Origin of the sequence: Mesorhizobium sp. M0145 (genome assembly GCF_040322355.1) — a bacterium.
Taxonomy (GTDB): Bacteria; Pseudomonadota; Alphaproteobacteria; order Rhizobiales; family Rhizobiaceae; genus Mesorhizobium.
In genome coordinates this window covers 1-23,881 of record NZ_JAMYTK010000042.1, presented here as the reverse complement: position 1 = coordinate 23,881, position 23,881 = coordinate 1, and the positions used below count along the sequence as shown (strand labels likewise).

24 protein-coding genes are annotated in these 23,881 nt (G+C 60.9%); 14 read left to right on the top strand and 10 right to left on the bottom strand.

Going from position 1 to position 23,881, the window contains the following annotated elements:
- Positions 1 to 144: 144 nt before the first annotated feature.
- From ccoP to ccoN, 4 genes are read right to left on the bottom strand one after another with little or no spacing between them, the layout of a single operon-like run.
- Complete coding sequence (gene ccoP / locus NKJ28_RS31535) at positions 145 to 1,008, bottom strand: cytochrome-c oxidase, cbb3-type subunit III (RefSeq protein WP_352638407.1); 864 nt, start codon at positions 1,006 to 1,008, stop codon at positions 145 to 147.
- Between the two features lie 2 nt (positions 1,009 to 1,010).
- Positions 1,011 to 1,160, bottom strand: a complete 150-nt coding sequence (locus NKJ28_RS31530) for a cbb3-type cytochrome oxidase subunit 3 (RefSeq protein WP_352638406.1) — start codon at positions 1,158 to 1,160, stop codon at positions 1,011 to 1,013.
- A 12-nt stretch (positions 1,161 to 1,172) separates the two neighbouring features.
- Positions 1,173 to 1,904, bottom strand: coding sequence for a cytochrome-c oxidase, cbb3-type subunit II (gene ccoO / locus NKJ28_RS31525; protein WP_352638404.1), 732 nt, complete (start codon positions 1,902 to 1,904; stop codon positions 1,173 to 1,175).
- A gap of 12 nt (positions 1,905 to 1,916) precedes the next feature.
- Positions 1,917 to 3,527, bottom strand: a complete 1,611-nt coding sequence (gene ccoN / locus NKJ28_RS31520) for a cytochrome-c oxidase, cbb3-type subunit I (protein ID WP_352638402.1) — start codon at positions 3,525 to 3,527, stop codon at positions 1,917 to 1,919.
- A gap of 252 nt (positions 3,528 to 3,779) precedes the next feature.
- On the opposite strand from ccoN, the gene NKJ28_RS31515 reads away from it, so the two are divergent.
- Positions 3,780 to 4,196: a hemerythrin domain-containing protein gene (locus NKJ28_RS31515; protein WP_352638419.1), complete on the top strand. Its 417-nt coding sequence runs from the start codon at positions 3,780 to 3,782 to the stop codon at positions 4,194 to 4,196.
- Here the strand turns inward: NKJ28_RS31515 and NKJ28_RS31510 are convergent.
- A complete protein-coding gene (locus NKJ28_RS31510) occupies positions 4,193 to 4,921 on the bottom strand; it encodes a Crp/Fnr family transcriptional regulator (RefSeq protein ID WP_352638401.1) in 729 nt (242 codons plus the stop codon). The two genes, NKJ28_RS31515 and NKJ28_RS31510, sit on opposite strands and share 4 nt — an antisense overlap.
- A 155-nt stretch (positions 4,922 to 5,076) precedes the next feature.
- On the opposite strand from NKJ28_RS31510, the gene hemN reads away from it, so the two are divergent.
- Positions 5,077 to 6,426 carry an oxygen-independent coproporphyrinogen III oxidase gene (gene hemN, locus NKJ28_RS31505; protein ID WP_352638400.1) on the top strand — a complete coding sequence of 450 codons (1,350 nt, stop codon included), beginning with the start codon at positions 5,077 to 5,079 and terminating at the stop codon, positions 6,424 to 6,426.
- 12 nt (positions 6,427 to 6,438) lie between these two features.
- Here the strand turns inward: hemN and NKJ28_RS31500 are convergent, their stop codons facing one another.
- The 5 genes from NKJ28_RS31500 to NKJ28_RS31480 form a co-directional block, all read right to left on the bottom strand.
- Positions 6,439 to 6,870, bottom strand: a complete 432-nt coding sequence (locus NKJ28_RS31500; protein WP_352620273.1) for a potassium channel family protein — start codon at positions 6,868 to 6,870, stop codon at positions 6,439 to 6,441.
- A 62-nt stretch (positions 6,871 to 6,932) separates the two neighbouring features.
- A complete protein-coding gene (locus tag NKJ28_RS31495; protein ID WP_352455633.1) occupies positions 6,933 to 7,265 on the bottom strand; it encodes a DUF779 domain-containing protein in 333 nt (110 codons plus the stop codon).
- A 68-nt stretch (positions 7,266 to 7,333) separates the two neighbouring features.
- Positions 7,334 to 8,851 (bottom strand): aldehyde dehydrogenase, encoded by a 1,518-nt coding sequence (gene adh / locus NKJ28_RS31490; RefSeq protein WP_352638398.1) that lies wholly within the window; start codon positions 8,849 to 8,851, stop codon positions 7,334 to 7,336.
- Positions 8,852 to 8,995: 144 nt separating this feature from the next.
- Positions 8,996 to 9,964 carry a helix-turn-helix domain-containing protein gene (locus tag NKJ28_RS31485; RefSeq protein WP_352638396.1) on the bottom strand — a complete coding sequence of 323 codons (969 nt, stop codon included), beginning with the start codon at positions 9,962 to 9,964 and terminating at the stop codon, positions 8,996 to 8,998.
- 639 nt (positions 9,965 to 10,603) lie between these two features.
- Positions 10,604 to 10,939, bottom strand: coding sequence for a hypothetical protein (locus NKJ28_RS31480; protein ID WP_352638395.1), 336 nt, complete (start codon positions 10,937 to 10,939; stop codon positions 10,604 to 10,606).
- Between NKJ28_RS31480 and NKJ28_RS31475 the strand changes: the two genes are divergently transcribed.
- The 12 genes from NKJ28_RS31475 (at position 10,938) to NKJ28_RS31420 (ending at position 23,795) form a co-directional block, all read left to right on the top strand.
- Entirely contained in the window at positions 10,938 to 11,282 is a 345-nt protein-coding gene (locus tag NKJ28_RS31475) for a non-heme iron oxygenase ferredoxin subunit (RefSeq protein ID WP_352638393.1), read from the top strand. The genes NKJ28_RS31480 and NKJ28_RS31475 overlap by 2 nt on opposite strands.
- A gap of 55 nt (positions 11,283 to 11,337) precedes the next feature.
- Positions 11,338 to 12,636, top strand: coding sequence for a sugar ABC transporter substrate-binding protein (locus NKJ28_RS31470; RefSeq protein WP_352638392.1), 1,299 nt, complete (start codon positions 11,338 to 11,340; stop codon positions 12,634 to 12,636).
- Positions 12,637 to 12,711: 75 nt separating this feature from the next.
- Positions 12,712 to 13,710 carry an ABC transporter permease gene (locus NKJ28_RS31465; protein WP_352638391.1) on the top strand — a complete coding sequence of 333 codons (999 nt, stop codon included), beginning with the start codon at positions 12,712 to 12,714 and terminating at the stop codon, positions 13,708 to 13,710.
- Positions 13,707 to 14,735 carry an ABC transporter permease gene (locus tag NKJ28_RS31460; protein ID WP_352638389.1) on the top strand — a complete coding sequence of 343 codons (1,029 nt, stop codon included), beginning with the start codon at positions 13,707 to 13,709 and terminating at the stop codon, positions 14,733 to 14,735. Before NKJ28_RS31465 ends, NKJ28_RS31460 begins: the two co-directional genes overlap by 4 nt.
- A 21-nt stretch (positions 14,736 to 14,756) precedes the next feature.
- Positions 14,757 to 16,307, top strand: a complete 1,551-nt coding sequence (locus NKJ28_RS31455) for a xylulokinase (RefSeq protein WP_352638387.1) — start codon at positions 14,757 to 14,759, stop codon at positions 16,305 to 16,307.
- 4 nt (positions 16,308 to 16,311) lie between these two features.
- Positions 16,312 to 17,799: a sugar ABC transporter ATP-binding protein gene (locus tag NKJ28_RS31450; protein ID WP_352638386.1), complete on the top strand. Its 1,488-nt coding sequence runs from the start codon at positions 16,312 to 16,314 to the stop codon at positions 17,797 to 17,799.
- Positions 17,800 to 17,897: 98 nt separating this feature from the next.
- On the top strand, positions 17,898 to 18,899 hold the full coding sequence (locus NKJ28_RS31445; RefSeq protein ID WP_352638385.1) for a fatty acid desaturase: 1,002 nt from the start codon (positions 17,898 to 17,900) through the stop codon (positions 18,897 to 18,899).
- Positions 18,900 to 18,905: 6 nt separating this feature from the next.
- Positions 18,906 to 20,153 carry an NAD(P)/FAD-dependent oxidoreductase gene (locus NKJ28_RS31440; protein WP_352638383.1) on the top strand — a complete coding sequence of 416 codons (1,248 nt, stop codon included), beginning with the start codon at positions 18,906 to 18,908 and terminating at the stop codon, positions 20,151 to 20,153.
- Complete coding sequence (locus tag NKJ28_RS31435) at positions 20,153 to 21,259, top strand: zinc-binding dehydrogenase (RefSeq protein ID WP_352638418.1); 1,107 nt, start codon at positions 20,153 to 20,155, stop codon at positions 21,257 to 21,259. The genes NKJ28_RS31440 and NKJ28_RS31435 overlap by 1 nt, the downstream gene beginning before the upstream one ends.
- Complete coding sequence (locus NKJ28_RS31430; RefSeq protein ID WP_352638382.1) at positions 21,256 to 22,092, top strand: alpha/beta hydrolase; 837 nt, start codon at positions 21,256 to 21,258, stop codon at positions 22,090 to 22,092. The genes NKJ28_RS31435 and NKJ28_RS31430 overlap by 4 nt, the downstream gene beginning before the upstream one ends.
- Positions 22,089 to 23,093 carry a LysR substrate-binding domain-containing protein gene (locus tag NKJ28_RS31425; RefSeq protein WP_352638381.1) on the top strand — a complete coding sequence of 335 codons (1,005 nt, stop codon included), beginning with the start codon at positions 22,089 to 22,091 and terminating at the stop codon, positions 23,091 to 23,093. The genes NKJ28_RS31430 and NKJ28_RS31425 overlap by 4 nt, the downstream gene beginning before the upstream one ends.
- A 210-nt stretch (positions 23,094 to 23,303) precedes the next feature.
- Positions 23,304 to 23,795 (top strand): hypothetical protein, encoded by a 492-nt coding sequence (locus NKJ28_RS31420; protein ID WP_352638380.1) that lies wholly within the window; start codon positions 23,304 to 23,306, stop codon positions 23,793 to 23,795.
- The last annotated feature ends 86 nt before the right edge of the window (positions 23,796 to 23,881 follow it).

Here is a 23,881-nt window from a genome sequence, read left to right as displayed (position 1 = left end):
ACAGCGTCGAGCGGATTTTGCTGCCGACTGGATTGCGCCGCGTTGATGCAGGTCAATCGCCTGGCCCACGGAAAACAAATCGAGGACCGGCAGAGCCGGGCCTCGTCGCTTCGGCGGTGAGGGCCGGAGAATAGGCCCCCGTTCCTATTCTCCACCGCCTAGCGAATGCACGTAGACCGCCAGCTCCTTGATCCTGGTTTCGCCCAGACGAGCGCCCCAGGCCGGCATCACGCCTTGTTTCGGCGCTGTGACCTGGGCGGCAATGGCCGTTTCGCCCGATCCGTAGAGCCAGATGGCATCGGTCAGATCAGGAGCGCCGAGCTCCTTGTTGCCCTTTGCGTTGTCGCCGTGACAGGCAACGCAGTTTTCCGCAAAAACCTTGGCACCGGGCACCACCAAAGATTCGTCGCTGACGGCTTGGGACAGGCCAGCAATATAGGCGCTGACCTGTTTAATCTGGTCGGCAGTGATAATGTCGCCAAAGGCTGGCATTTCCGAAAGTCGCGTATCCGGATCGGATGCGAAGCGGATACCATGCGTGACCGTCTGCTGGATCTGATCCGCCTTGCCGCCCCACAGCCAGTCATCGTCATTGAGGTTGGGGAAGCCCTTGGAGCCCTGGGCGCCGGAGCCATGACATTGCACGCAATTGACCTTGAACGCGGCGCCACCAGCGGCGATCGCGAATTCGCGCAAACCATCGTCCGCCGCGATCTCCGAAACACTCTTCGATTCTATCGCCGCGACATATTTGCCCTTCGCCGCTTCAGCCGCCGATAGCTCGTTCTTGACTTCGTTGCGGCTCGAATAGCCGAGCACGCCCGTTGTTGCCGAATGCAGCAAAGGCCATGCCGGATAGGCGATGGTGTATCCGATTGCCCAGACAATGGTGGCGTAGAAGGTTACGACCCACCAGCGCGGAAGCGGGTTGCTCAGCTCCCGAATGCCATCCCATTCGTGGCCGGTGGTCGAAATGCCAGAGATTTCATCGATGTGCTCGTCGCTCATGATCACTCGTCCTCAAGGGGAATCCGGGCAGCTTCGTCGGCCAGCTTGCGGCTGCCGGGGCGCAGGGCGAAGGCAATTGCGCCGACAAAGAAAAGCGCCACGGCGACCAGGCCCCAGCTGTCGGCAAACTCTCGCATCAGATTGTAATCCATAAATAAAACTCCTCAGCGATAGCCGGCGGCTTCGTCGTAGTTCTTGAAGTCGACCAGTGTGCCGAGCATCTGCAGATAGGCGACGAGGGCATCCATCTCGGTGACCCGTTGCGGGTTGCCGTCGAAGTCGCCGATCTTGGCTCTGGGGTAGCGGGCCTCGAGGCCGGCTGTGTCGGCGTTGGGATCAGCCTGCGCCATCAAGTCGGCGTTGGCGTGTGCGATCATGTCGTCGCCGTAGGGGACACCGACACGGCTGTTGGCGACCAGATGCGTCGAGAAATCCTTCACCTCGATCGGCGTGTCTTTCAGGAACGCATAGCTCGGCATGATTGATTCAGGCACCACCGAACGAGGATCCGTAAGGTGCTCGACATGCCATTGATTGGAATAGCGGTCGCCAACCCTGGCGAGGTCCGGTCCGGTGCGCTTCGATCCCCATTGGAAAGGATGATCGTACATCGACTCGGCCGCCAGACTGTAGTGACCATAGCGCTCGACCTCGTCGCGGAACGGTCTGATCATCTGGCTATGGCAGAGGTAGCAACCCTCGCGCACATAGATGTTGCGCCCGACAAGTTCGAGCGGCGAGTAAGGGCGCATGCCCTCGACCTTCTCGATCGTGTTGTCGAGATAGAAGAGCGGTGCGATCTCGACGATGCCGCCGACAGTCACCACAAGAAGAGAGCCGATGAGAAGAAGCGTGGCGTTCTTCTCAATGAGCGCGTGTTTGTCCATCAAGCTCATTTTTCTGGCTCCCTATTCGGCAGGCTGAAGGGCGGGAACAGAGCCGGGCATCGGCTCCTCCTCGCGCTGGTATCCGAGAATGGTCATGGCGATGTTCCAGGCCATGATCAGGGCGCCGGAGAGATACATTGCCCCGCCGATGGCGCGCATGACATAGTAGGGGTGCATGGCGGCCACGGTTTCCGCGAAGGAGTAGACCAGGAAGCCCTGCTCGTCGTATTCGCGCCACATCAGGCCCTGCATGATGCCGGACACCCACATCACCGCGGCGTAGACTACGATGCCGAGCGTCGCCAGCCAGAAGTGCCAGGTGACGAGCCGCAGCGAATAGAGCCGTTGGCGGTTCCAAAGCTTCGGCACCATGTAATAGATCGCGCCGAACGAGATCATCCCAACCCAGCCGAGCGCACCGGAGTGCACGTGACCTATGGTCCAGTCTGTATAGTGCGACAGCGAATTGACCGTCTTGATCGACATCATCGGACCTTCGAAGGTCGACATGCCGTAGAAGGCGATGGCCATCACCATCATGCGGATAATCGGATCGGTGCGTAGCTTGTCCCAGGCGCCCGACAGCGTCATCAGGCCGTTGATCATGCCGCCCCATGACGGCATCCACAGCATGATCGAAAACACCATGCCGAGCGTCTGCGCCCAATCGGGCAGGGCGGTGTAGTGCAGGTGATGCGGACCGGCCCAGATGTAGAGGAAGATGATCGCCCAGAAGTGGATGATCGACAGGCGGTAGGAATAGACCGGCCGGTTCGCCTGCTTGGGCACGAAGTAATACATCATGCCGAGGAAGCCGGCGGTGAGGAAAAAGCCGACGGCGTTGTGGCCGTACCACCATTGCGTCAGGGCATCCTGGACGCCGGAAAAGGCGGAGTAGCTCTTGGAACCCAGGAATGAGGCCGGCATCGACAGGTTGTTGACCACATGCAGCATCGCGATGGTGACGATGAAGGACAGGTAAAACCAGTTGGCGACGTAGATGTGCGGCTCCTTGCGTTTCAGGATCGTGCCGAGGAACAGGATGAGATAGGCGACCCAGACGATGGTCAGCCAGATGTCCACATACCATTCGGGCTCGGCGTATTCGCGGCTCTCGGTGATGCCGAGCAGGTAGCCGGTCGCGGCCATGACGATGAAGAGCTGGTAGCCCCAAAACACGAACCAGCCGAGATCGCCGCCGAACAGCCGAGCGCGGCAGGTGCGCTGGACGACATACAGGGACGTGCAGAGCAGCGCATTGCCGCCGAAGGCGAAGACGACGCCCGACGTATGCAATGGCCGTAAACGGCCGAAATTGAACCAGGGCTGAATGTTGAGATCGGGGTAGGCAAGCTGCAGCGCAATGACGACGCCGACCAGCATACCGACGACACCCCAGAACATGGTGGCGATGGCGCCATAGCGGATTGGCCCATCCATGTAGGCGGATGGGTCGATCGGAGCAGCCACTTCGAAATTCGTGTTGCGGATGAGGATGGCGACAAAGCCGAGCAGCACAAAAAACAGTACCCACATATGCTGCCGGAATGGTTCGTCCACACCGAACCCGGCTGCCACAAGGGCCGCAAATGTGAACAGGCCCAAGGCGAAGATTTGCGTGCCGAACTTCATGACCTGTCCCCGACCTCGGATTGGGATGCGCGGATACCAATCCGCTTGACACCAATTCAGCAGTCGCGTCGTCGCTGCCTTGATCCATGTCAAAGCCATTTGCTTTTGGATTGGGCAGCTTCCAACTCGCAAACGATCAGGAGGCTTTCATTGGACGGGGAGAACGAGCGGAAATCGTCGCTGTTTGAAGCGCGCCGCGAGATTTCCATGCCGGTCGGACGGTTCGATCGAGAGTTCCTCCCTGGCGCTGTGATGAAACGTGCCCATGGGGAAAAGCTGCGGCTCTGTGACGCCTTGGAAAAGATCGCCGATACGTTGCCGGCCGCAGATCGCCTGAAGTGTATTGGCGTGGCCAACGCGATCGTTCCGCTGTTGCGCAACATTCACCGATACGAGGAGACGGTTATCTTTCCGGCCTACGAGGCTGCTTTGACTGGCAGCGATGCCAACCTTGCTTCAACTCGTCGATTGCGCGCAGAACACGTCGAGGACGAATGCTTTGCCGGCGAGGTGACTGAAATCCTGCTGGCGATCGGCCATGGCGAGACAGTCGAGAATGCCGAGGCTGTCGGCTTCATGCTGCGCGGCTTATTCGAAAGCTTGCGCCGGCATATCGCCTTCGAACGCGAGCACGTCTTGCCGATGATCGGGGTCGTCGATGCCGGTTAGGCGCCGGAGCGTCGCTGCAGCCTGCTCATGTTCTCTACAGTCACGTGCCGGTTGTTGTCGATCCGGATTACGCTGTCTGTTCTCAGCCTGGTCAGTTGGCGGCTGACCGTCTCGATCGTCAAGCCGAGAAAATCGGCGATGTCGGCGCGCGTCAGCGGCAGGTCAAAGCTTGTCGACTGGGCCGCCGGGTCAAGCGTAGGATCGATATTCCTGGCGATCATCAGGAGAAAGCTCGCCACCTTTTCCGCAGCACTCTTGCGCCCCAGCGTCACCATCCAGTCTCGTGCTTCGTCGAGTTCATTGAGCGTCTGCTTGAAGAGACGATGCTCGAGCTGTGGCGATTCCTTCATCATGCGTTCGATGGCGGCTTTTGGAAACGAACACAGGGAAACGGTCGTTGCGGCTTCGGCGTTGATCGCGCTTTCCAGCTTGAAGGGCCTGCCCAGGAAATCGGGGGCGAACTGGAGGCCGACAATCTGCTGGCGTCCATCTGACAGGCTCTTTGTGAGCTTCACCACGCCGGAAAGCACGTTCGAATAACGGTCGACGGTCTCGGTGTCACCAATCAGTTCTGCGCCCGATTCAACGGTATGCTTCGATGAGGTCTTGGCCAGGCCCACCAGTTGATCGGGATCGAGCGCGCCGCAGACGCCATGGTGGCGCGCTTCGCATGATCGGCAAAGCACTGGAATGCCGGTGCTGTGAATATCCTGACGCACTGTCATCATGATCGTCCGAGGACCCAAACTGCCGGCAAGATAGCATCGGCAGCAGGAAAATCCTTGCGGTAGTTTGTCCACAGCGGACTTTGACCGAAATCAAGGCTGCCGGCCAGTAATGTGGTCAACGTCGGGCCATGCAAAGTGGAGCGGATAGAGACGTGCGGCCAGAATTAGTTGCCAGACTTGGTGAGAACGTGCCGCGCTATACGAGCTACCCGACAGCGCCGCATTTCAATGCAAGCGTCGATGCTGCCGTTTGTCGGGGCTGGCTGCAGGCGCTCGACGAGGGGCACGAGATATCGCTCTATCTGCACATCCCGTACTGCGACAAGCTTTGCTGGTTCTGTGCCTGCCATACCAAGCAGACACGCCACTACGAACCGGTGACCACATATCTTCGCTCACTGCATGCCGAGATCGCCACCGTCGCCGGTCTTGTCGCAGGCAAGGGCCGCGTGCGTGCCGTCCATTTCGGCGGCGGTTCGCCAACGATGCTCAAACCGGAGGATCTGGTGGCGCTGGGAACCGTCCTTCGCAACAGCTTCACCTTTCTTCCCGGCGCCAAGATCAGCGTCGAAATCGAACCCAATGATATGGACGATGCCCGCCTCGACGCACTCGCCGAAATCGGCATGACCCGTGCGAGCCTCGGCGTCCAGGATTTTGACCCGAAGGTGCAAAAGGCAATTAACCGCGAGCAGAGCTTTTTGCAGACCAAAGCGGTAGTCGACGGCGTTCGTTCGCGCGGCGTCGAATCGGTCAATCTGGACCTGCTCTACGGCTTGCCACACCAGACCAGGGAGAGCGTCTCCTCCACCGTCGCGCAGGCACTGACCCTGGAACCGGATCGGATAGCGCTTTTTGGCTACGCCCATGTGCCGTGGTTTAAGAAACATCAGACGATGATCGACGAGGCATGGCTGCCGGGTCCGGCAGAGCGGTTTGCTCAATCGCAACTTGCGGCGCGGGCGATCGTGGACCAGGGATACGAAGCAATCGGGCTCGACCATTTCGCCAAACCGGGCGACGCCCTCGCGCTTGCCGCCCACGCCGGAACACTGCACCGGAACTTCCAGGGCTATACCGAGGATCGCTGCGAGACCTTGATCGGCCTTGGCCCGTCATCCATCAGCCAGTTTCGCCAGGGCTATGCACAGAACATGCCTTCGACCGCCGAATATGGACGCATGGTTGCAGAAGGAGGGCTGGCAGCGGTCCGAGGCATTGCGCTTTCCGAAGACGACCGCGTTCGCGGCTGGATCATCGAGCGATTGATGTGTGACTTCGCCTTCTCGGCGATTGAGCTGGTGGAGCGCTTTGGCGAAGCCGGCCAAAGACTTCTCCTCAAGGCGAGTTCCACGGCTCTTCATGGTCCTGCGCGGCTGCTTGAACTTGATGGTGACCGCTTCGTCGTGCCGGCGGAAAGCCGGCCCTTTGTCAGAAGCATCGCAGCGAAGTTCGACAAATATTTCGAAACCGGTACAGCCAGGCATTCCGTAGCGGTCTGAACGATCGCCCGTTCAGAAGTGCTCGCCGGCCTTGAATGGGCCAATGCGGGTGCCGGCCGCGATCAGATAGGCGGTCGACCAGCCAATCAGAAGAAATCCGTTCACGCCCTCTAGAGCCGCCAGGACGCGCCATGCGTGAGCGGGCACAATGTCGCCGTAGCCGACGGTCGAGAAGGTGATGGTGGAAAAGTACAGCGCGGTTTCGAAGTCAGCAAAGATATCGAGCAACCGGTATAGTCCTGCCCAGAGCCACACCTCTGTGGTCATGATGGCAAAGAGCCCCATCACCACGCTGATCATCGCAACGATGCGGCTGCGGCGCCCGTGCATGCGAAACCGGGCGACCAGGTGCCCCATCGCATGTGTGACCACGATCAGACCAAAGGTGTGAACCAGGACCGTAAGGCTAATGACGACGGTGCCGATGAGCAGATTGAGGATCATCTTCGGAAGGTAGAGATTGCTGCGGTGCCTTCCTTGCTCGAAATCAAACCGGCAAGTTTCGCCTATGCGGTGCAGATTGTCGACCGGGTCAGGAACCGCTTCTCCCGCCCGTTATCCAGCGAGAACATGCCACCGCGACCCGGCACCACGTCGATGATGAGATCGGTATGTTTCCAAGCCTCGAATTGCGACGCACCGATGTAGAACGGCGCGTCGCCGATGTGGCCGAGCAGCACATCCTGGTCGCCCACGATGAAGCCGATACGCGGATAGCACATCGGCGAAGAGCCGTCGCAGCAGCCGCCGGATTGATGAAACAGCACCGGACCGTGCTCGGCGACAATCTCGGCGATCAGTTCAAGGGCTGCCGGTGTCGCTGTGACCTTCGCTCGCATCATGTTTTCCGATTTCCAGCCTTTGGCGCGGCCCCTCGCGGAGCCGCGCCTGTGGGTCAAAGCGGCGATCAGAAGAAGCCGAGCTTCTTCGGGCTGTAGCTGACCAGCATGTTTTTGGTCTGCTGGTAGTGATCGAGCATCATCTTGTGCGTCTCGCGGCCGATGCCGGACTGCTTGTAGCCGCCGAAGGCCGCATGCGCGGGATAGGCGTGGTAGCAGTTGGTCCAGACGCGGCCCGCCTGGATCGCGCGGCCGAACCGGTAGGCGCGGTTGCTGTCGCGTGTCCAGATACCGGCGCCGAGGCCGTAGAGCGTATCGTTGGCTATGCTGAGCGCTTCGTCGTCGTCCTTGAAGGTCGTGACCGAGACCACCGGTCCGAAGATCTCTTCCTGGAAGATGCGCATCTTGTTGTGGCCCTTGAACACCGTCGGCTTCACGTAGTAGCCGCCGGCGAGATCGCCGGGCAGGACGTTGCACTCGCCACCGGTCAGCAACTCGGCGCCTTCCTGGCGGCCGATGTCGATGTAGGCCAGGATCTTTTCCAACTGCTCGGATGATGCCTGGGCACCGATCATTGTTGCTGGGTCGAGCGGATCGCCCTGCACGATCGCCTCGACACGCTTCAGCGCACGTTCCATGAACCTGTCGTAGATCGATTCATGAATGAGCGCGCGGCTCGGGCAGGTGCAGACTTCGCCCTGATTCAGCGCGAACATGACGAAGCCTTCGATCGCCTTGTCGAAGAAATCGTCGTCTTCGGCGACAACGTCCTTGAAGAAGATGTTGGGCGACTTGCCGCCCAGTTCCAGGGTGACGGGGATCAGGTTCTGGCTGGCATACTGCATGATCAGCCGGCCGGTCGTGGTTTCTCCGGTAAAGGCGATTTTGGCAATGCGCGGCGACGACGCGAGCGGCTTGCCGGCTTCGAGGCCGAAGCCGTTGACAATGTTGAGCACACCCGGCGGCAGCAGATCGCCGATAAGATCGGCCCACAGCAAGATGGCAGCCGGCGTCTGCTCGGCAGGCTTCAGCACGACGCAGTTTCCGGCGGCAAGCGCGGGAGCAAGCTTCCAGCAGGCCATCAGCAGCGGGAAGTTCCACGGGATGATCTGGCCAACCACCCCGAGCGGCTCATGGAAATGATAGGCAACGGTATCGTCGTCGATCTGCGAAAGGCTGCCTTCCTGGCCGCGCAAAGCACCGGCGAAATAGCGGAAATGGTCGATGGCTAGAGGCAGGTCGGCGGCGGTCGTTTCGCGGATCGGCTTGCCGTTGTCCCAGGTTTCGGCACATGCGAGGAGATCGAGGTTTTCCTCCATGCGATCGGCGATGCGATTGAGGATGAGTGAGCGCTCGGCCACGCTCGTGCGCCCCCAGGCGTCCTTGGCGGCATGGGCAGCGTCTAAAGCCGCCTCGATGTCCTGGGCATCCGAGCGAGCCACGTCGCAGAGCAACTGACCATTCACCGGCGAGAAGTTTTCGAAATAACGGCCCGAACGCGGCTCGGCCCATTTGCCACCGATGAAATTGCCGTAGCGCTTGTCGAAGGGCGCCTTGACCGGGCGTGAGAATTCAACCTTATTCAAGTGTCTTCCTCCCAAAGCTGGCGCCGCGGAACGCGACGCTTCGGAAAGAGACTTGCGATCTCCTACCGCTATTGCCAATGCACCGAGGACAGTGAGCGGGCGGGTGTGTCGCAGAATTGCGACAGTCATGCGACGTTTCAAAAGTCAGTGGGACCTGTGGACGTCCAGGCGGTTGAGCTTGCGGTGAAGGGTGGCGCGACTGATGCCGAGCGCATGGGCCGCGGCCGAGACATTTCCGTCTGCCCGCGCCAGCGCCCGCTGCAGAACGCCGCGCTCCGCCTCGGCTAGGATTTCGGGGCCGCTCTCGGCCCAACCGAGCAGATCGGCCGCAGGCATCGGCTTGTCGAGACACTGTTGCGTGATTCCAAGCGCCAGGCGAGCCGAACGGGTCGCGCCGACCACAAGGTCGTCCGCATCAACCGCGATCAACGCGCCGGAACCCTTGTCGGGCACCGGCGCCAGCAGAATGCGCGCCTTGGGGAATGCCATTTTGAAGTTCTCCGCCTCGATCCGACGCGCCGCGTCGAGGACGGCCATGGAAATAAGGTTGGAGAAGACCTCGATCAGATCAGCCCGGCAGGAAGACACGTCAAGGGCAGCCACAAGGTCTCCACGATGATCATAGATCGGAGCCGTGGTGCAGCTCAGCCCGGTGTTGCGCGTGTGAAAATGCTGATCACGGTGGATCGTCAGGACGCGCTGTTCCACCAGACAGGTGCCGATACCGTTGGTGCCCTCGCTCTCCTCGTTCCAGACGGACCCTGTCCATAACCCCCAGGAACGAAACGTCTCGTCGTCCACAGGCGCGCCGCGCCGTTCGACCGGCACGCCGTCGCGATCGGCGAGCAGGACGCAGCATCCAACGCCGCCCACCGCAAGATAGAGCCGGTCCAGGCTTGATTGAGCAACCCGGACGAGTGGCCCGATGCGTTGCCGGGCCTCTCCCAATTCCGCCTCTGTCAGATAGCGTGGGGGGCTGCAATCGGCCGGATCGAGCCGGTGCAGACTGGAAGACCGTCGCCAGGAAGCGACCAGCGCGGACTTCGCCGCCGCGTCCGAAGCGATCGCGGCCTGAACGCGGTCGGCGTGATGACCGGATAGATCCTCACCCATGCTTGTCCTCCCAGAACCCCAGCTCTCTTCCTGTCGGCTACTAGACCACGGCTGCTTCAAGCAAGCTACCGCTGGTGTCATGCCAAGTTCCGCTTTCGATCACCGCACTGTCAATTCGACAGAAGAACCAGACATCCTCTATGTTTTCCTGTCAGTCAGTGACGTTTGGCCAATGGGTAGTCGTCCTCGCCTGTGCCCCCCACACACTCTCTCTCTTCCAGGCAACTGTTCGGCTGATCCCCGCAAGCCTACCGGTATGAACTGGGCATTCATTGATCCATAGCAAAGACGGCTGACCATAATCAGCTGCGGGATCGTGCGGAACTATACGGGAAGCTTTCTGATTGTGGCAGCCAAAAACCCAACAAATCAACGCGTTCGGCACATCCTCCGGGCCCACCATAGTCAAAAATATCAGAGGCTTACACGAAAAACTTCACGGGCCAGTTAATTTATCTCGGCTAAGCTTACGGCATTCGCAAGAAAACATCTGGGCCTTTGCGCTACGACTCTCCTTCTCATCAAAGACACGCCATACCTAATACAGAAATTCTGGCGTCGAAAAGGTCGCTCAGGATCCGTGCGGTGATCGGCGGCAACGACGTGCGAATGGGACGGTTTGACCCGAAGCAGACGTGTTCAGGGCAGCGCGCTCAACGTCTCAAAACGGGCGCGCTTTCCGACATTCAGTCTGCGATCGAACAATCCCGGTGGTGGTGCGAAGCTGTCGTCTGTGAAGGCGTTCGATGCCTCATGGTAGGCCCCTGAAAAAGGCGCCAAAATCCTGTTCCGGCTGCTTCGATAACCCGACAATGCGCGCGCCCTGGACGCCGCATTCGCGGCGTTGGCCGCGCGTCCGCGCCATTCCTTAGGCGAGTCGGACTCATCAATATCGGCATTCTCACAATGAATTTGTCGCCTCGGCAAAGAAAACGAAAATGAACGAAAATAAATGATGAGTGCGAGGAAACGCATGACGGCAGAAGCAAGTACGACGGGCAAGCAGTGGATTCAGGCAATCCGTACCGACAGCCTGCCCATCGATGACGCGACCCGTATCGAGCACAAGGGAGCCTGCATCGCGATCTTCAATCTCGGCGGCAAGTTCTATGCGACCGCCGGCGTCTGCACGCATGCCCACGCATTTCTTTCCGAAGGTTACATCGACGGGCAGACAATCGAGTGCCCGCTGCACCAGGGACTGTTCCACATTCCCACCGGCCAACCGCTTTCACCGCCAGTCACCGAGCGGCTGAAGACCTACGAAACCAAGGTGTCGGACGGCTACGTCCACATTCTGGTGGAAGGAGGAGAGTGACTTGAACTTTTCGGGACATACCCCGACTGAAACCAAAATATGGGAGGAAACCAAAATGTTGAAACTGTCACGTCGCCATTTGCTGAAAACTGCCGCGGCACTTTCCGTTCTCGCCGCATCACCACTGACAACTGTCCCGGCCTGCGCCGAAGACTCCGTCCACACCGTTCTCAACGGCCTGATCAAGAAATATTCCGACGAAGCCAAGGCGGGCATGTCGAACAGTGACGTTGGCGCGCTGTTCGAGAAGGACGGTTTCCGGGACTATCTCGATGTCTATCCGGTTGGCGACCTTGCTGGCGGGTTCGTCTGGAAGCCGGGTATGGGCGCCAGCTTCGTTGGTCCCTATAGCAAACTGCAGATCAAGGCGCCTTTCACCGATTATCTGCCGTTGCCGGAAGGCCCAGTGCTCGACGCCAATAAGAAATACCGCATCGGCCTCGTCTTCCATGGCTTCAACCATCCCTGGCTGATCAGCCTCGCCGATACCGCCGCTTGGGAGGCCAAGCGCCATCCCAATATCGAACTGGAAGTGATCGACGCCGAGTTCGACGACAACAAGATGGGCCAGGTGATCGATACCTGGATCGCCAAGCAATATGACGGCATCGTGCTGTGGCCGAACCGGGAAGCGCCGATGGGTCCGCCCGTCGACCGGGCTGTCGCCGCCGGCATTCCGGTCGTCAGCCTCGACCGCCGCACCTCGTCCGACCAGATCAGTTCGGAGGTTCTGGGCAATTTCTATGCGAACGGTCTCCAGCAGGGCCTGTATCTCAAGCATGCCGCGCCGGACGGCAATATCATCTTCAACCGCAAGGATCTCGGCAGCACCGCGGATTCGATCCGCACCGGCGCCTTCCTCGAAGTGATCGGCAACACGCCGGGTTACAAAGTGCTGGCCAACTACCATACCAACAGCCAGCGCACACAAGCCTTCAAATCGACGGCGGACGCCCTCCAGGCATTCAAGGACATTTCGGTGTCGTTCAATACCGGCGGCGAGGAGGCAATGGGCGCTCTCGACGCGATCCGCGAAGCCAACCGGCTGAACAGCGCGCCGGGCGGCAAGAAGATTATGATTCTCGCCAACGACGACGCCCGTGAAGTGTTGAAGGAGATCAAGGCCGGCAACATCGATATGGTGTCGCCTTACACGCCGCTGATCGGCGACATCGGCATCCGCGCCGTCGTGATGCATATCGGCGCCAAGGCGGGCCTCAACGAAGCGCCGCCAAAACTCATCATGACGCCGAACCTGCCAATGATCACCAAGGAGAAGATGGACATCGAAGGCATCAAGACGCTGACGCCCGACGAATGGCCCTACGCCTATGGCCCGGAGGTCTCGGGCTGAGCCCTGGTCCCAAGCCGGCTGCCGTCGCTCTCGCGGGAGGGGCGGCAGCCGAGGACCGAGGACAGCGAGCGCGTCATGACGATGAAGACTCTTGAAACAAAGATGATCGAGCCCGCTTTGCCGGCGCGACCTGCCGATGCCTGGCGGCACCTGAGCATCAGCACTGTGAGCCGCGCGGCGGTGCTGGTCGCCCTCGTCCTTATAGGGCAGGCGATCGCACCGTCCTTTCTGTCCCTTGCCAACATCCACGTCATCCTCCTGGCCGTGGCGGCGATCGGCATCATGGCCTACGGCATGACACTGGTCGTCATTACTGGCGAAATCGACCTTTCGATCGCCGGCGCCGCCATACTCTCCTGTGTCGTCGGCGGGCTATTGATCCCGACCGGATCGGCAGCAGTGGTCATCGGTACAACGCTTTTGACCGGTGTGGTGGTAGGACTGACCAACGGCGTGCTCGTGGCGGCGCTGGGCATCCCATCGCTTATTGTCACGCTGGGCACGCTTGGGATCGGCCGTGCGCTCGCCAACATCGTCTCCGGTGGACAGGCGCTCTATCCAGAAGGGCTCGATGCCTATCTATGGCTTGGTCGCGGGCAGTTCGCCGGTGTTCCCGTGCCGGTGCTGCTGCTTGTCGTTCTCGGCGCCGGAGCGGTCGCGCTCACCAGATATTCGACGTTCGGGCCGGCGCTCTACGCGACGGGCGGGAACGTCAGGGCGGCCGAGCTTTCGGGCATCAACGTCCTTGCCGTACGCATCACGGTCTTTGCGATCTCCGGGGTTTGTGCCGCACTTGCCGGCATGCTTGAAAGCGCGCGCCTGTCCTATATCAATCCGGCCGGCTTCGAAGGCATGGAGCTTTCCGTGCTTGCGGTAACGGTCCTTGGCGGCGCGGCTCTATCCGGCGGCGTTGGGTCAATTGGTGGCACGCTCACGGCAGCGCTGATCATCGGCATCGTCAACAACCTTCTCAACCAGTTGGGCGTCTCGATCTACCTGCAGCAGGTGGTTACGGCGGCGGTCATCCTGGCGGTGGTGCTGCCCGGCATTCGACAACGGGAGATTGCGAAATGAGCGCCGTACAGCTTTCCAACCCTTGTACACCGCGCGTGATCTCCTTCCTGCTGGATTTGGCGCGCGACCCGATCGTCTGGCTGATCGCACTGATCTTCCTCGTTGGCGCGATGACGTCGCAGTACTATCTGACCGAGCTCAACCTCGAAAACCTGATGCGCAACGTCGCCGTCATCGGCCTGTTGTCGCTCGGCATGACCGTAGTGCTGCTGACAGGCCGCATCGATCTTTCCGTCGCCGCGCTGATGATCTTCTCGATCGTCGTCGGCGTCGTGGTTATGACCGAGATCGCACCGCTGCTTGGCAGCCGCTGGCTGGTGCGCGGCAACACCTACGCCGGCCCGATCATCCCGGTGATCCTGATCGCGCTGGCGACCGGCGCCGCCATTGGTGCGATCAACGGCATCGGCGTGGCATATTTCAAGGTCGCCTCCTTCATCATGACCTTGGTGTCGCTGACTGCTCTGCGCGGCTTCAACTACGTGCTCACGGACGGGCATCCCTATTACCTGAAGGCGCCGCTCTATCACTGGATCGGCGATAGCAAGATCGGCGGTATTCCCGTCAGTTTCCTGATCTTTCTTCTCGTGCTTTTCGTGCTGATCGGCTTCGTCAACGGCACAGTGCGCGGCGGTCGCTTTTACGCCATAGGCGGCAATGAAAAAGCAGCGCTGTACGCAGGCATCAACACGCGTCGCTACGTGGTGCTGGCCTATGGCATCAGCGGGCTGTGTGCGGCGATTGCCGGCATCGTTTTCACCGCGCGGCTGAAATCGGTCGACGCGCCGCTTGCCGCCGGGTATGAACTCACGGCGATCGCCATCGCGGTGATCGGCGGCACCGCGCTGTCTGGCGGCATCGGCTCGCCCTGGCGCACGCTGCTCGGCTCCGTCGCCTTCGCCGCAGGCCTCAACCTGCTCGCCATCTGGGGCGTCGGTACCTGGTACCAGAACCTTGCGATCGGCATCGTCCTGATCGCATCCGTCGGCTTGTCGAAGATGAGCCGCAAGAAAAGCCAATCATAATCCATCCAAGGGAGGCATCGCATGGGCGGACATCTCACGCTCGGAATCGACATCGGAACGACCAACGTCAAGGCGGCGATCCTGGACACCAACGCCGGCAAGGTGGTGGCGTTCGGCTCGCAGGAGCATCCGCTCTTCCATCCGTTTCCCGGCTGGGCCGAGCAGGACGCCTCGAACTACTGGTCGGCGGTCGTGTCTTCCGTGCGTCAGTGCCTGGAGCAAGGGCGTTTCGCCGACGACATTGCCGCCATCGCGCTCTCCGGCCTTGTAGGGGTGACGCTGCCCGTGAGCGACCAGGGCAAACCGCTTCGGCCCGCCATGATCTGGATGGATTCCCGCTCGGAAGACGAATGCGAGGACATCCGCCGCAGCGTCGGCGAGGCGACGATCAACAAGAACAACGGCAACCGGGTGGCGCCGTGGTTCATCGATCCGAAGGCGTTGTGGATCAAGAAGCACGAGCCGCACGTCTTCAACGCCACGCACAAATTCCTGTCACCGTCCGGCTACTGCACCTACCGTATGTGCGGCAACTTCACGATGAACACCGGCGATGCCGGGCTAGCCTATGCTTACGAGTACCAGAAGGAGCGCTGGAACGAATCGGTCGCCAAGGCAATCGGCCTCCCGCTGGAGAAGTTCCCGCGGCTCTATCGATCGCACGAGATCGTCGGCGAGGTAACCAAGCAGGCGGCCGAGGAGACGGGCCTGCGGCCAGGCACGATCGTCGCCGCAGGCGGCACGGATATCAGCTCGGCAGCGCTCGGCGTGGGCGTCACCAAGGCCGGCGAGGCCTACTACTCCATGGGTACGGGATCGAACCTCGGCATCATGATCCCGACCGAGCAGGAGGTGCACGAATACCGGATCCTGAAGTGGCCCCACGTGCTGCCCGGCCTCACCATGTTCGACGGCCCCATGGCCTTCACCGGGGCATCGCTGAAATGGTTCCGCGACCAGTTCGGTGATTCCGAATTCCGCCTGGCGGAGCGCATGGGCCACAACGTGTTCGACCTGTTCACCGAACAAGCGAAACAGGTGCCGGCATGTTCGGAAGGCCTGCTCTACCTGCCCTATCTCGGCAACACGCTTTCCCCCAACTGGAACAGTAATGCCTGCGGCGCCTTCTTCGGTGTTCGCCCGACGACCACGCGGGCGCATTTCATTCGCGCGCTGATCGAAGGCGTCGCCTTCGATCTCTACTCCAACGTCCGCGTCGCCAACGAAGCCGGCGTGAAGGTCGACGGGCTCATCCTGAACGGCGGGCCGACCAAGAGCCGGTTCTGGAACCAGATCACCGCCAACGTGGTCAACCTGCCTCTCAAGGTGCCGGACATCGGTGAGGCGGCACCCATTGGAGATGCCATTCTCGCCGGCGTCGCCGCGGGCCTCTATAAATCGCCGACCGAGCCGTTGGCGGACATCGTCCGCATCAAGGAGACGATCGATCCGGATCCCAGACTGCACGAGCGCTACCACGAGTTCTTCGAGGTATGGTCGTCCGTCTATCAGAATGTCCGCGGCGACATGGATCGCCACAGGGCGCTGCTCAACAAGTATCATTCGGGCTGATCTGATGCGCGCGCCGCTGCTGGAACTCAAGTCGATCCGCAAGACGTTTCCCGGCGTCATTGCACTGGCGGACGTCACCTTCGACCTGAAAGCCGGCGAGGTGCATGCGCTCGTTGGCGAGAACGGCGCCGGCAAGTCGACGCTGCTGTCGGTCATGAACGGTCTCATCGCCCCCGACAGCGGCGAAATCCGCATCGGGGGCCAACCGGTGGTGCTGAGCGGCCCGACCGTGGCTCTGGCCCATCGACTGGCGCTGGTCCACCAGGAACTGGTGCTGTGTCCGAACCTCAGCGTCGCGGAAAACATCTTTCTTGGCCGCGAGCCGAAGGCGCGCCTTGGCAGCGCCAACCGCATGGTGCTCAACCGCATGGCCGAGGAACTGCTCGCCGAGGTCCAGGTCAAGCTGGATCCCTCGCGAAAAGTCGGCGAGCTCAGCCTCAATGAACGGCAGATCGTCGAGATCTGTCGCGCTCTGGCGAGCCGTCCGCGGGTGCTGGTCTTCGACGAGCCGACGGCCTCACTCAACGACGACCAGGTCGGACACCTTCTCGACATCATCCGGAAGCTGAAGGCCAGCGGTCTCGGCATCATCTACGTCTCGCATCGGCTGGGCGAGGTGCTGGACATTTCCGACCGAGTGACGGTGCTGCGCGATGGTCATGTGGTTGGAACGCGCGAAATCGCCGGCCTGGACGAAACCGTGCTCGTTTCGCTGATGGTCGGGCGCGAACACAAGCCCGGCCAGACCGCATATAGGGACCGGCGGCGCGGCGCCATTGCGCTTGAGGCGGAAGCGATCGGCAAGTCGAGCATCTTCGACAATGTTTCGCTGAAAGTTCACGCGGGCGAGATCGTCGGTATCGCCGGCCTGCTCGGCTGCCAGAGAGAGGCCGTTGTGCGCGCCATCTTCGGTGCCGCGCCGATCGACCGGGGTGAAATTCGCATCCGTGGCAAGGCGGCGGCATTGCGCTCGCCGCGCGACGCCATCCGGTCGGGTATCGGTTTCATGCCCGCGGACCGCAAGGGCGAGGGGCTGGTCCTGCCGATGAACGTTGGCGACAATCTCGGCATGGCGATCCTGCGTCGTCTCGGCCGTTTCGGTTTCATGAGGGGCCGGCAAAGGACCACAAAGGCGAACGAACTGGTTCGCAAACTGGCGATAAAGATCAGCGGACTTTCACAACTCGCCTCGCAACTGTCCGGCGGCAACCAACAGAAGATCGTCATCGGCAAATGGATCGCCCGCGGCGGAGATATCGTCATTGCGGAGGATCCGACCCGCGGCGTCGACGTTGGCGCCAAGTTCGAAATCTGGAGCACGATCCAAGGTCTTGCCGACGAGGGCAAGGCGGTGTTGCTGCTCACCACTGAACTCCAGGAAATGATGGACGCGTGTGACCGCATCCTGGTGATGAGTCGTGGCAGGGTAACCGGCCATTTCCATCGCAAGGACTTTTCGGCCGAAGCGATCGCCCATTGTTTCGTGGCCTGATCTGGAAACCGATAGCGCCATGGAAACAATGAATTTTCCCGGCGCCCGGCGCCCGGCTAGTTGTTGTCCTGCAGACAGCAACATGAAGGAGGATCCGCATGCAGGGCGATAATTCCGCAAGCTATGCCGGAATCGGTGGCATCGGCAGCAAAATCTGGCCGCTGACAGGGCCGGAGATCATTTCGCGCGACAAGCTGAAGACGCTCCGCACGCGCACGGACCAGCCGGGACTGATCAGGCTTGCGGTGCACCTGTCGGCGCTCGCCCTGGGCGTTCTCGCCGTCCATCTGTCAGCCGGCATTCCGTGGCTGCAAATTCCCGCCATGCTCGCTTATGGCGTCGTCATCGTCCTGCTTTTCGCGCCGCTGCATGAATGCTCGCACGGCACGGCCTTTCATTCGCGATGGATCAATCATGCCGTGGGTTTTGCGGTCGCCGCATTCACCTTCCGCCCATTCCTCTATTTCAAATACCGCCACGCCGCGCATCATACTTTTACGCAGCACGAGGACCATGATCCCGATATCGTGCCGTTCCCGACGTCCATGCGCGACTATCTCGGTCAGATCCTGGGACTTTCCTTCTGGCCGAAGCTGGCCGGTACTTTGTGGCGCGGTTCAACGGGGCATTTCACCGAAGAGGAGCGTGAGTTCCTACCAGCATCGGTATTCAAGCAGGTGATGCTGGAAATCCGCTTGCTAGTCCTGGCCTATATGGCCATCGCAGCGGTCTCGATCTATTTCGGCAGCACAATCGCGCTGGTCTATTGGCTGCTGCCTCGCTTCATGAGCGAGCCGGTGCTGCGCGCCATCCGCATGGCCGAGCACACAGGCGCCGAAGAGAGCCCGAACCTGCTCGCCAATACCCGTACCACCTTGGCGAACCCGGTGCTGAGGATGCTCTACTGGAACATGCCGTTCCATGCCGAGCATCATCTTGCCTCCTCGGTGCCGTTCCACGCGCTTGGCCGGCTCCATGCAGAAGTCGCGCCGCATCTTGAGTGCGTCAGCAAGGGGTATTTTCAGGTGCATCGCGAAATCATTCGCGAGGTGCTGAGAAACGGCCGCGCCGATAGCAAAACTGCCGGACAACGGGTCTGAACGGCGGTGGCGGGTCTGGGAAAGACGGCTGGAGTCGTCATCGTTGGCGGCGGGCATGCCGGTGGTCGTACGGCAGAGCGGCTTCGGCACGGCGGCTTCGTCGGATCGATCGACGTGATCGGGATCGAAAAGGAACTACCCTACGAGCGGCCGCCGCTGTCGAAAAGCGTGCTGACGTCCACTGAAACACCAACGAATGCCTATCTGCTGCCGTCGGCGAAGTGGACGGAGATCGGCGTAACCTTTCACACGGGCGTCGAGGCAACGGCCATCGACAGGCAGACGAAGTCCGTAGCGCTGGAGGGCCGCAACCCGCTCGCCTATCGAAAACTGGTGCTGGCGACGGGACTGTCGCCGCGCAGGATCGCCACGCTGGAACCAGTTGCCGACCGGATCGCCTATCTCCGCTCCTTCGAGGATGCGCTGTCGCTGCGCAGCCGGATCCTGCCGGGTTCGTCAATCGTGCTGGTTGGAGCGGGGTTGATCGGCCTTGAAGTTGCCGCGAGCGCTGCCAAGCTCGACGCTCACGTTACCGTGCTGGAGGCTGCAGATCGGCCATTGAGCCGGCTACTCCCCAGCTATCTGTCGCAATGGATCGCGCAGGTACATGAGCGGGCCGGGGTTCGCATTCTCTGTGGCCGGCAAATTGCCGCTGCGGAATCGCTTGGCGGGAGGGCATGCCTGCACATCGACGACGGCTCCCAACTGCAAGTCGATCTCGTGCTGGTTGGCATCGGCGGTACGCCCAATGATCGCCTGGCACGCGAAGCCGGGCTCGACATCGATAATGGCATCGTCGTCAACGCTTTCGGCCAGACCAGCGATCCCGACATTTTCGCCGCCGGCGACGTCGCCGTGCACGAGAATCCAGTCTTCGGTCGCCGCTGGCGACTGGAATCCTGGAAGAACGCCGAGGACCAGGCGGCCATGGTCGCCTCCTATCTGTGCGGCCAGCCGACCCCCTACGGCGAGGTGCCGTGGTTCTGGACCGATCAATACGACCTGAACATCCAAGTGGCCGGCCTGCTTAGCGCGGGCGGGCCGACCTATGAGCGAGGCAAGCCTGGCGAGCGCGCGTATCTTGCCTATTTCACCGAAGCCGAACGGCTGATCGGCGCCGTCGGCGTCGGCTGTGGCCGCGACATCCGCATCGCCCGCGAAATCATCAAGGCAGGTGGCAAACTGGATGCGACTGACCTCGTCCGCAAGGGATTGGCGCCGTTTTCCGCCTCGCCTGCAAGGCGCGCATCGTGATCCGCTCGCCAGCCGCAATCTGTTTCGAGCCGAACCGGCCGCTGGCGGTCGAAACCGTGTGGGTGGCGCCGCCCGGCCATGGCGAAGTTCTGGTCGAGATCGTCGCCTCCGGTCTTTGCCATACTGACCTCACGGCACTGGACGGCGTCAATGCCACCTGCGTCTATCCGCTAATTCCGGGACACGAGGGTGCCGGGCGCGTCGTCGAGACAGGGGCAGGCGTCATCGGCCTCCGACCCGGCGATCACGTCATTCCGCTCTACGGGCCGGAGTGCATGCATTGCCGTATGTGCAGGAGCGGCCGCACCAATCTGTGCTGGACGATCAAGCCGACACGCGACAGGGGCGTGATGCCGGACGGCACGGCGCGCTTCTCGCTGGACGCCGTGCCCGTGCATCATTTCATGGGTACTTCGACGCTGTCCCGCTATACGGTGGTTCCCGAAATAGCTTTGGCCAAAATCCGCAATGATGCGCCGCTGGACCAAGTTTGCCTTTTCGGCTGCGGCGTTACCACCGGCGTCGGTGCCGCGCTTTCCGAGATCCGCGAGGGCGATGCGGTCATCGTGTTCGGACTGGGCGGCATCGGCATCAATGTCATCCAGGGGGCGCGGCTGGCCGGTGCAAAGACGATCATCGGCGTCGATGTCACCGGCCGAAAAAACGAACTTGCCAATGCCTACGGCATGACCGATTTCATCGATGCGGGACGCGATGACCCAAAAGTGGTGGAGGCGATCCGTGACCTGACCGAGGGCGGCGCCGATGTCGCTTTCGAGTGCACCGGGATCGTGCCGGTCATGCGTCAAGCCTTCGATTGCTGCCAGCCGGCCTGGGGAACAGCGGTGTTGCTGGGCGTCGAGCCGCCCGGCGCCGAAATGGGCTTTCCGCCGGTCGGGGTGCGTTATGGTCGAACCATCCGGGGCAGCTATTTCGGCGGTGTGAAAGGGCGCAGCGGGCTCGGCCGCCTGATCGATTTCTACATGGACGGCAAGCTCGATCTGGCCCGACAGATCACCCACACGTTCGCCCTCGATGAGGTTAATCGCGGGTTCGACCTGATGCGGGCAGGGGAATCCGTACGCAGCGTCATCCATTTCAAATGACCGACGGCGCTCCCGACAGAGAATCGGACTACATCTTCCGCGACCGCTACCCCGAGCGAACGGAGGTCTATCGCCGCTTTGACGACGCCAGCGCTGCTGCCCGTGCCAAGCTTCGGTGCCGTTGCGATATGCCCTACGGTGCGCATCCGCGCGAGGTGTTCGACTTGTTTCCCGTCGCGGATGGCGCGCCGCTGTTGGTTTTCATCCATGGGGGCTACTGGCAGAGCCTGGACAAGAACCGCTACTCGTTCGTCGCGGCCGCTCTGGTCAGGCATGGGTTTTCCGTCGCTTTGCCGAACTACCCGCTGTCGCCCGATGCCCCAATGGAAGGGATCGTCGAGAGCATCGGCCGCTGCTTGCCAGCGATCCTGAGTGCCCTTGGGACATCACCGCCGTTCTGGATCGCCAGCGGCCATTCTGCCGGTGGCCATCTTGCCGCCACACTTGCGATGACAACACGATTGCCATCCACGCGGCTTGCAGCCTGCGTGCCCATCAGCGGCGTCTTCGACATCGAGCCATTGGTGGAGACATCGCTCAATGCGGCGCTGCGGCTCGATCGAGCGCGCGCTGCGAAATTCAGCCCGATTCACTGGGCGCCGCCACCCTGCTTTCTCACGGCGATCGTCGGCGCCGATGAGACTCCCGGTTTCCTTGGTCAGTCGCAAGATTTCCTCGAACATTGGAGACGCTCCGGCCAGAACGCTCGATTGGTTTCGATGCCCGCAAGAAATCACTATACGATCCTGTGCGATATGCTGGAGGAACGCTCGGAAATCGCGCGAGAGGTCGTACGTGCAGCGGAGGACTTCCGCCAGGGAAGCAGGCGATGAGTGTGAACAAGCTTCATTTCGTGAACTTCAGCCAATTGCGCTCCTTCTACGCGGTCGGTCGAGAGCTCAGTTTCACCAAGGCAGCGGAACTCCTTTGCATCGGCCAGCCTACCGTCACCACCCAGGTGAAGGCTCTCGAAGAAACTTATGACGTCCAACTGTTCCTGCGGACGCCGCGAGGGCTCAAATTGACCGATGCAGGAGAGGCGCTTCTCACCATCGCGCGGCAGATTTTTTCACTCGAGGAGCAGGCGGTCGGAATCCTTCGCGCGGAAGGCAATCAGATTTCCGGCAGGCTGCGCGTTGGCTCTGTCGGTCCGTTTTTTGTCATGGAACTGCTCGCGCAATTTCATGCTCGATATCCGCTGGTTCAGGTGTTCCTCGACAGCGGCAATTCGGATCTCATCTACAACAAGCTGCTTAACTACGAAGTGGACCTCGCCATCATCGGCCGCGACTATGACGATCCGCGGCTCGATCTGGTCCAGTTGGGCCGGCATGAAGTGATCGTATTCGTCCATTGCGAGCATCCATGGGCCGGCCGCCGGCAGATCGATCTTGCCGAATTGGATGGGCAGCGGATGATTTTTCGTGAACCAGGTTCGATGACGCGGCAAGCGCTGACTCAGGTGCTGGCGCAGCATCGTGTTCGCCCCAATGTGGTGATGGAGGTTCCACGCGACGCCGTGCGCGAGGCCGTCGCTGCCGGGCTGGGCGCGGGGATCGTCTCAAGGACGGAATTTCAGCTCGATGACCGTCTAAGGCCGCTGTGCATTGCCGATCACAAGCCATTCACCGACTCATTCGCGGCTTGTCTGAAAGGACGGCAGGAGCTTCGCCCGATCAAGGCGTTTATGGAACTTGTATCGGAGCTCAAGAGCTTAACGCGAGCCGGGGACGAACTGTCCTCGAAAGGCACTAAGGATCATGTTGTATCTCACGCGCCGCTCGAAGATCTGTCGTTGGCAGAGCGACGCATAAAATCCGCCTTGTCCGTCTGAGTGGCGTCTCTATTCCGCGCAATTTCAGAATGTCTTTCCTGGAACCTGCGGTTTTCCCGCCGCTAGAAGATAGCGTCGTGCAATTGATCAGCCGCTTGACGTGTTCGAGGCGATGCCGGCTCTCATTCAGACGGCGGCCTCGGAACCCTTGCGCGCAACGCCAAAGGTACCTGAAAGAGGTCGGCAAAGGTGGTCATCGGAAGCGGTGGCATGACCGCAATCTATCGCTCGGCCGCGAGGTCGAGGCGCAATTATAGGCCAGAAGGTTCAACCCGTGGGAATTGTGTCCGTGCTGCCGGGATCAATCTTCGTCAGCCGGGATCTGGCCTCGGCCACACGCCGTTGCGCGGCCCGTATCGTGCTGCAGAGCGCAATATTGATGCTGACGCCGCAGTCTTCATCCAGCATCTCGTTCGCACATTCGAGGGCGATCTTCGCTCGGTTACGCCGCTGTCGGGCTCTCGCCAGTTCCATATCCAAAAGTTCCATTATTCCGCGTCCATTACAGTCCCTTCGATTGGTAAACCGCTTGTGATCGGCTTTGGTTGCCCGCTCTATTCGCGCGAGGAGCCTGGTCCCGCACTGAATCCCACCTATCCCTACATCGTCCACAATGACCTATCCAAGGTGGCGAACCTGAAGCAGGTGTTCCCCAACCTCTACGGCGACAAGCCGGCGCTGGTGATGTCGACCAGCAACTAAATGTTTAGATGGGGTATTCGGCTTGAGCCCTGTCTGCGACGGCAATGGTGAGGGATGCAGCGTTTCGAGCTGATGATAGCGTGAGA